Origin of the sequence: Binatus sp. (SeqCode), assembly GCF_036522015.1 — a bacterium.
Lineage (GTDB): Bacteria > Desulfobacterota > Binatia > Binatales > Binataceae > Binatus.
Window position 1 is genome coordinate 1 of record NZ_DATDGQ010000053.1, and the last position, 6,820, is coordinate 6,820.

8 protein-coding genes are annotated in these 6,820 nt (G+C 60.6%); 6 read left to right on the forward strand and 2 right to left on the reverse strand.

Annotation, left to right across the window (positions count from 1 at the left end; genetic code table 11):
• Both VIW95_RS02330 and VIW95_RS02335 read left to right on the forward strand, forming a co-directional pair.
• Positions 1–1,660: peptidylprolyl isomerase (locus VIW95_RS02330; protein ID WP_331583634.1), on the forward strand; the 1,660-nt coding region annotated here is incomplete at its 5' end.
• A 31-nt stretch (positions 1,661–1,691) separates the two neighbouring features.
• Complete coding sequence (locus VIW95_RS02335; protein ID WP_331583636.1) at positions 1,692–2,540, forward strand: alpha/beta hydrolase; 849 nt, start codon at positions 1,692–1,694, stop codon at positions 2,538–2,540.
• 23 nt (positions 2,541–2,563) lie between these two features.
• On the opposite strand, the gene VIW95_RS02340 is transcribed toward VIW95_RS02335, so the two are convergent.
• Positions 2,564–2,884 (reverse strand): hypothetical protein, encoded by a 321-nt coding sequence (locus VIW95_RS02340; protein ID WP_331583638.1) that lies wholly within the window; start codon positions 2,882–2,884, stop codon positions 2,564–2,566.
• 46 nt (positions 2,885–2,930) lie between these two features.
• On the opposite strand from VIW95_RS02340, the gene VIW95_RS02345 reads away from it, so the two are divergent.
• The 3 genes from VIW95_RS02345 to VIW95_RS02355 all read left to right on the forward strand — a co-directional run bounded on the left by VIW95_RS02345 (position 2,931) and on the right by VIW95_RS02355 (position 4,123).
• A complete protein-coding gene (locus VIW95_RS02345) occupies positions 2,931–3,329 on the forward strand; it encodes a YbjQ family protein (protein ID WP_331583640.1) in 399 nt (132 codons plus the stop codon).
• A gap of 72 nt (positions 3,330–3,401) precedes the next feature.
• Positions 3,402–3,734 (forward strand): thioredoxin TrxA, encoded by a 333-nt coding sequence (gene trxA, locus VIW95_RS02350; RefSeq protein ID WP_331583641.1) that lies wholly within the window; start codon positions 3,402–3,404, stop codon positions 3,732–3,734.
• Between the two features lie 50 nt (positions 3,735–3,784).
• Positions 3,785–4,123 (forward strand): HEAT repeat domain-containing protein, encoded by a 339-nt coding sequence (locus tag VIW95_RS02355; protein WP_331583642.1) that lies wholly within the window; start codon positions 3,785–3,787, stop codon positions 4,121–4,123.
• 18 nt (positions 4,124–4,141) lie between these two features.
• On the opposite strand, the gene VIW95_RS02360 is transcribed toward VIW95_RS02355, so the two are convergent.
• Positions 4,142–4,849 (reverse strand): CvpA family protein, encoded by a 708-nt coding sequence (locus VIW95_RS02360; protein WP_331583644.1) that lies wholly within the window; start codon positions 4,847–4,849, stop codon positions 4,142–4,144.
• Between VIW95_RS02360 and asnS the strand changes: the two genes are divergently transcribed.
• Positions 4,848–6,146 carry an asparagine--tRNA ligase gene (asnS, locus tag VIW95_RS02365; RefSeq protein WP_331583646.1) on the forward strand — a complete coding sequence of 433 codons (1,299 nt, stop codon included), beginning with the start codon at positions 4,848–4,850 and terminating at the stop codon, positions 6,144–6,146. The genes VIW95_RS02360 and asnS overlap by 2 nt on opposite strands.
• Positions 6,147–6,820 lie beyond the last annotated feature (674 nt).

Here is a 6,820-nt window from a genome sequence, read left to right on the forward strand (position 1 = left end):
GGAAGCCGTCGAGCGCCTGATCGAGGAACAACTAATCGGCGACGAGGCGCGCCATCTCGGCATCAGCATCAGCGACGTGGCGCTGCAGGATAAAATATCAAAAGAAACCGCATTTCAGCGCGGCGGCCAGTTCGACTTCGACACTTACCAGGACGTGCTGCGCGACAACAATCTGCTGCCGGCTGAATTCGAAAACGAAGAGCGCGACCGCATGATTGCGGACACGCTGCGCAATATGATCGACACCGGCGTGCAAGTGAGCGACGACGAAGCGCGCCACGCCTACAATATAGCCAACGAAAAGATCGGGCTGCGCTACGTCGAGTTCGCCTTCAGCGATTTCGCCGCAAAAATTTCGCCGACTGAAGCTCAGATCGCCGACTACTACAAAAAGAACACGGAACAATTCCGCGAGCCCGAGCGCATCAAACTCGCCTACGTGCACTACGAGCCACTGGTGCTCGCCGCGAAGTACACGCCGTCCGACAAGGAAGTCGAAGACTTTTACAAGCGCAACGCCAGCACGCGCTTCAAGCATGCCGACGAGGTTCACGCGCGGCACATCCTGATCGCGGTGCCCGCCGGCGCGTCCGACAAGGAGAAGGCCGCCGCGAAAGCCAAAGCACTCGACGTGCTGAAGCAGGCGCAATCGGGAGGCGACTTCGCAAAGCTGGCGGCGAAATATTCTGACGATACGTCGAACAAGCTCCAGGGCGGCGACCTCGGGACGTTCGAGCGCGGCCAGATGGTCAAGCCGTTCGAGGACGCCGCGTTCGCAATGAAGCCCGGGCAGATCACTACAGTCGAGACGCACTTCGGCTTTCATGTCGTCGAGCTCGAACAGTCCAGTCCGGCGCACATCGACACGCTTGCCGAGGCAAAGCCTAAGATCGTCGAAGAACTGCGCACGCAAGCCGGAGCGAAGCTTGGTCGCGCGGCGGCGCAGGAAGATCTGGCGTCGGCGCTCGCGGGCGGCAAGCTCGAGGACCTGGCGAAAAAGCGCGGTATCGACGCGGTCGAGACGCCGCTGTTCGCGCAGGGCGAACCGGCCGGCGGCCTCGAGGCGGACCGCGAGCTTGTAGCGGCAGCGTTCAAGCTCGAGGTGGGGCAGGTGTCGCTGGTGCCGGAGAAGGGCGCGCCATACGTTATCAAGCTGCTGGTGCGGCAGCCGTCGCGAATTCCGCCGCTGAAGGAAATCGAAGCACAGGTGCGTGACGCGGTGATTCGCACGACCGCGCAAGCGCAAGCGAGCCAGCAGGCGCAGAAGATTCTAGCGACCATCAAAAATCCGGCGGACTTCGACAAGGCGGCCGCGTCGAACAAGCTCGTGATTAAAAACGTCGATCCGTTCGTGCGCGCCGACCGCAGAGTCGAGGGGATCGGCGAGTTCCCCGAAGTGACTGACGCGGCCGCGGCCGTGCCGGCGATTCCGGGAATCATCGATCGCGTGATGGAGAATGGCGGCAACTCCTATCTGTTTGAAGTCACCTCGCGCGCCGAGCCGACCGACGCCGATTGGAAGACCGCGCAGAAGGCGTTCCTGGAGGAATACGTCCAGCAGCGCCGCGCGCAGGCATGGACGCGCTTCCTCGATTCGCTCAAGGATCAGGCAAAGATTCAAATCGACAGCGATCAACTCGCGGCCGGGTCGTCAACCTAAAGGAGCGCGCCGAGCGCGGCATAAACCAGGAATGAAATCCGATTCCGACGAGCCTCCATCGCGCCTCTCAGCAGGCGTCGACATCAACGAGTTTTTCTTTCCCGGTGCAGTCCCCGGTGCCGCAGGCGTCAGCGCGCTGCTGATTCACGGACTGACCGGCACTCCCTACGAGATGCGCTATCTCGGCGAGCGGCTGGCGGCGCGCGGCGTGCGCGTGCGCGGCGTAAAGCTGGCGGGTCACGCCGGGATGCCAGAAGAGTTGGGCGCTGTCGGCTACGACAGCTGGTACGAAAGCGTGGTCAACGGCCTCGAGGAGCTGCGCCAATACGGCGAGCCGATCGTAGTTGTGGGACTGTCGATGGGCGCGGTGCTGTCGGCGCGACTCGCGGCGGACCAGGGCGAGTCGGTTGCAGGCCTCGCGCTGCTGGCGCCGGCATTTTTTCTGCCGACGTCAACGAGCCTGGCGCTGCGGGGATTGCGCGGCCTGTTGGGTTCAATCATCGAAAGGATCTACCTGTTCAATCCAGGCGCGTCTGACATTCATGACGCTGCCGCGCGCTCGATCCATCCCAATTGCCGCTTGATGCCCTTGTCGGCGCCGCTGAAGCTGCTCGATCTATCGGCCGTCGTGAAGCCGATGCTCTCGCGTATCACGCAGCCCGCGCTGGTGATGCATGCGCGGCGCGATCACACGTGCCCGATGCGAAAAAATGTCGACTACGTGATGAAGCATCTCGGCAGCGCCGAGAAGCGCGCGATCGAGCTCGACGAGAGCTACCACGTAATAACAGTGGACAGCGAGAAAGAGCGCCTGGCAGATGAGGTCGGGGAATTCGTCGCGCGCTTTCGCGTCGCTCCGCAAAAGCGCGCGGTCGGCTAGAAAAAAATTGCGCGGCGCGGCGCTCAGCTCGACGCGTCGTAATATTCTTCCAGCAGGTACTTCACGTCGGGACGGCCAAGTACTTCGATAAAGCAGATCTCGTCGTTGGCGTTCAGATCGATGATCACCTGGCCTTCCATCGATTGCAGCTCGACATAGTTGGCGACCTTCACTTCAGCGGCCGTCGCGAAGCTCGCGCAGTTCTCGTCGCCGCAATCGCAGACCGACTCGATTCGCAAAGCCCGCAGCTTTGCTTCCAGCGGATCGGCGCCCTGCTGCTTGAGGAGGTAAACCATCTCCTCGAGCAGGTCGGGCAATACGTCGTTCATCATCGGTGCAGGCATAGTGTTTCGTTGATTCTCAGGGTAGTGGATTCGACGCGGCGATCAAGTGCAAATCGAGCGCGCACGAATAGCGCTCCCGGCGGCGCGGCGCTATCGTTGCGTGATGGGCGAAGAACTCGACAAAATTCTGGTCACCACGATGAACGATGTGCCCGGATACGACATCGTCGCGGTGTATGGCGAAGTGTTCGGGCTGATCGTGCGCGCACGCAACATCTTCTCAAATCTTGGCGCGGGCCTGCGCACTCTGGTCGGCGGTGAAGTCGGCGGATACACGACGTTGCTCAGCGACAGCCGCAATCATGCGATCGAGCGGCTGCGAATGGCGGCGCAGGAGAAGGGCGGTAACGCGGTGGTCGCGATGCGCTTCGATTGCAACGAAATCGCAAACCTGATGAGCGAAATCGCGGCCTACGGCGCTGCGGTCACGATTCGCAAGAAATAAACCTACCTTGACTGCGCACCCGGCCGTACTTATGTTCAAAGTGCGGCTGACCGCACAGGAGACAAGTCTTAGATGTCCAGCGACAAAATCGTTCACGTTACCGACGCGAGCTTCGACCAGGAAGTTCTGAAGTCTGACACTCCGGTGCTGGTAGATTTCTGGGCGCCGTGGTGTGGACCATGCCGCGCGATCGCGCCGATCCTCGACGATCTCGCGGGCGAATACTCAGGCCGCCTGAAGATTGCGAAGATCAACGTTGACGACAATCCGCAGACTCCCGGACGTTACGGCGTGCGCGGCATTCCCAACCTGCTCATTATCAAGGGCGGCCAGGTCAAGGAACAGATCATCGGCGCAGTGCCGAAGGGCCGGCTGGTGCAGGCAGTCGACAGCGCTATCGCGTAGGCGCGATCACTGCAAAATTCGGCAGCAGCCCTTTTCATTTCAAGGTCAAGATGCGCACCCCGCGCTCAGAAATTCCGCGCCTGCTCGAACTAAGCAGAGAAGGCGACTCCAAATCACGGCTCGACGCGGTTCGGGCGCTGTGTCCGTGCGAAGTTAAAATCCACGACGCCCAGATTTGGAATCGATTCATCGAGATGGCCGACGATCCCGATCCAAAGGTTCGCAGTTGGATTCTTCACGTACTCTGCGACGGGTCTCCGACGATCTATGAGAGTCGCATCCTTGGCGTGCTCGGGAAATTTCGGCACGATTCGAACGAGCGCATCAGAAAAAGGTCCCGCAAGGTCCTGGCCACCCACAGACGCTCGGGCACGCTTAACATCCTCTAGATTTCAGGGACTGACCGGTCACTTTGCGGCGGGCGAGGGCGACGCAGCCGGCGACGCCGCTGCCGGCCCGGAGTTGGCGACTCTCACCGCATTCTGGACCCAATATCTCATCAGGTCGTCGCGATTGCGCTCGTAGGCGAGTTTCGCGTCACCGGGAATGTATCCCACCAGTGTCTCATTGTACGCCAACAGCATCGGCACCAGTTGCGAGTTGTGCAGCAGCGCAGCGTCGGGCGGCATCACCGCCGCCATCAGCATCACCGCAATTCCCGCAAAGACTGCCGCGACTCCCGCGCCGAGCAGGCCGCCGGCCAGTCGATCCAGCGGGCTCAGGTGAACCACCTGCGTCAGACGGATCGCAGATGAACCGATAATTTCCACGGCTGCGAAGATCAAGGCGAAGACCGCGACGAAACCGATTACCGCGCCTACCGTGTGCGACGATCCAAGTTGCGTCTCCGCCAGCGCCCCGGCCTTGTCGTAGTAGAACGACGCGCAATAAATCGCGGCGGCCAGCGCCACCACCGACGTCAACATCCTGAGCGCGCCCCTTTGTAGTCCGTAGATTGCGCCGACCGCGATCAGCACGACCGCAACGTAGTCGAATCCATTCATCCCGTTCATCCGCCCGTCCTCTCCACGCACACGAGCGTAGCTGATGAACGCAAAGCGCGCGACGTGTCCGCGTTCCTGTACTTGCGCGACGATATGCTTAAATGGGCACATGGCGCGAGTTTACATCGAAGAACTGTCGCATCATGTCGGAAACGAGGTCACGCTCAAGGGCTGGCTCGCGGGCAAGCGCTCCAGCGGCAAGATCCATTTTCTGCAAGTGCGCGACGGCACCGGTGTATGCCAGTGCGTGGCGTCGCTGGCTGACCTCGGCGCGGAAAGTTTCGCGGCGGCCGATCACATGGGCCAGGAAACATCGCTCGAAGTCACCGGCATCGTGCGCGAGGACAAGCGAGCGCCCGGCGGATTCGAGCTGACGATGAAGTCGATCGCGATCAAATCGCCGGCGACCGACTATCCGATTACAAATAAGGAGCATGGCGTCGCGTTCCTGCTCGACAACCGTCATCTGTGGATCCGCTCGTCGCGTCAGCACGCCATTCTGCGTGTTCGCAGCGAGGTGGCCTCGGCGTGCCGCGATTTTTTTCACGAACGCGGCTTCGTCCTGTTCGATGCGCCAATCCTGACTCCCACTTCGTGCGAGGGCACCACCAACCTGTTCGAGCTCGACTACTTCGGCGAGCGCAAGGCGTACCTGACGCAGAGCGGACAGCTCTACGCGGAGGCCGGTGCGCTCGCCTTCGGCAAGGTGTACTGCTTCGGCCCGACTTTCCGCGCCGAGAAATCCAAAACACGGCGCCATCTGACTGAATTCTGGATGGTCGAACCGGAAGTCGCGTACTGCGACCTCGACGGCGACATGGAACTCGCCGAGCAGTTCGTATCCTACATAGTCGGCCGCGTACTCGAGCGACGCAGCGCCGAGCTGAAAACTCTCGAGCGCGACACGACCAGGCTACGAGCAGCAGCGCAGCTTCCCTATCCGCGCATCAGCTACGACGAAGCGATCGAACGGCTGAAAAAGAAAGGCGTCGCAGTCAACTGGGGCGACGATTTCGGCGGCGACGAGGAAACCGCGCTGTCCGAGGAATTCGATCGCCCTGTGATGGTGCATCGCTACCCGACCGCCTGCAAAGCCTTCTACATGAAGCAGGACCCGACGCGTCCCGACGTCGCGCTATGCGTCGACATGCTCGCGCCCGAAGGTCACGGCGAAATAATCGGCGGCGGCCAGCGCGAAGACGACTACGAAACTTTGCGCACCAAGATAACCTCGCACGGCCTGCCGCTCGCACCGTTCGAATGGTACTTAGACTTACGCCGCTACGGCTCAGTCCCCCACGCCGGCTTCGGCATGGGCCTGGAACGCATGACCGGATGGCTATGCGGGATACATCACATCAGAGAGACGGTGCCGTTTCCGCGAATGATGGAGCGGTTGGAACCGTAGTGACCTGAAAAAGACCATCACCTGCGCGGTGGGCGCAAGGGGTGACCCCTTGACCCGGTATCAATCGCAAAATCCCGCGAACGGTCTTTTGCGCTCGGTCCGGCTGAGAAGTATTTGAGGGGCGACGCTAACGATTTGCTTTCTGCTCTGTTGAAAGTGTTGACGCGCTATGCGCGAGATCCTTCGCTGCGCTCAGGATGACGGAAGTACAATCCTGCGCAGCACCGTCTTGTGTCATTCTGAGCGAAAGCTGCTGTAGCGAAGAATCTCGACGGACGCTCTTGCGTCCGTCACAGGCAACCCGCACTCACTCCTATCTGTCGAGATCTACTTCCAGGCTCTCTACTCGGACACCGGATTGTTCGAAGCTGATCACCAGTTGGCAGTTGGTGGTTTTCAGAGTTAGTGAGTAGGCGCCTGGGCTTCTTTGCGATGAGGTTATTTGCTCTATTGTTTGGCCCTTCAAACTTGCGAGGGCTTTGTTTAGTTCGGCTAGCGATTGGGCTACTTCGTGGCCTCGTGGGGTTTTCAGGAATAGGGCGTTTAGCGATAGCTCTGCGCCCGGGCCGAATAGGCGTCTTACTCGGCCGCTGGTTAGTGCTACCTCGACGATTGCGCCTAGTCTTGGCTGTAGGTTTGCTGGTACTTCTCGCGACTCGATTGCTGTCTTGAGT

Bases quoted from the DNA above. Each gene is read 5' to 3' on its own strand.
- VIW95_RS02335 (WP_331583636.1), top strand. From the start codon at position 1,692: ATGAAATCCGATTCCGACGAGCCTCCATCGCGCCTCTCAGCAGGCGTC.
- VIW95_RS02340 (WP_331583638.1), bottom strand. From the start codon at position 2,884: ATGCCTGCACCGATGATGAACGACGTATTGCCCGACCTGCTCGAGGAG.
- trxA (WP_331583641.1), top strand. From the start codon at position 3,402: ATGTCCAGCGACAAAATCGTTCACGTTACCGACGCGAGCTTCGACCAG.
- VIW95_RS02355 (WP_331583642.1), top strand. From the start codon at position 3,785: ATGCGCACCCCGCGCTCAGAAATTCCGCGCCTGCTCGAACTAAGCAGA.
- asnS (WP_331583646.1), top strand. From the start codon at position 4,848: ATGGCGCGAGTTTACATCGAAGAACTGTCGCATCATGTCGGAAACGAG.
- VIW95_RS02360 (WP_331583644.1), bottom strand. From the start codon at position 4,849: ATGTGCCCATTTAAGCATATCGTCGCGCAAGTACAGGAACGCGGACAC.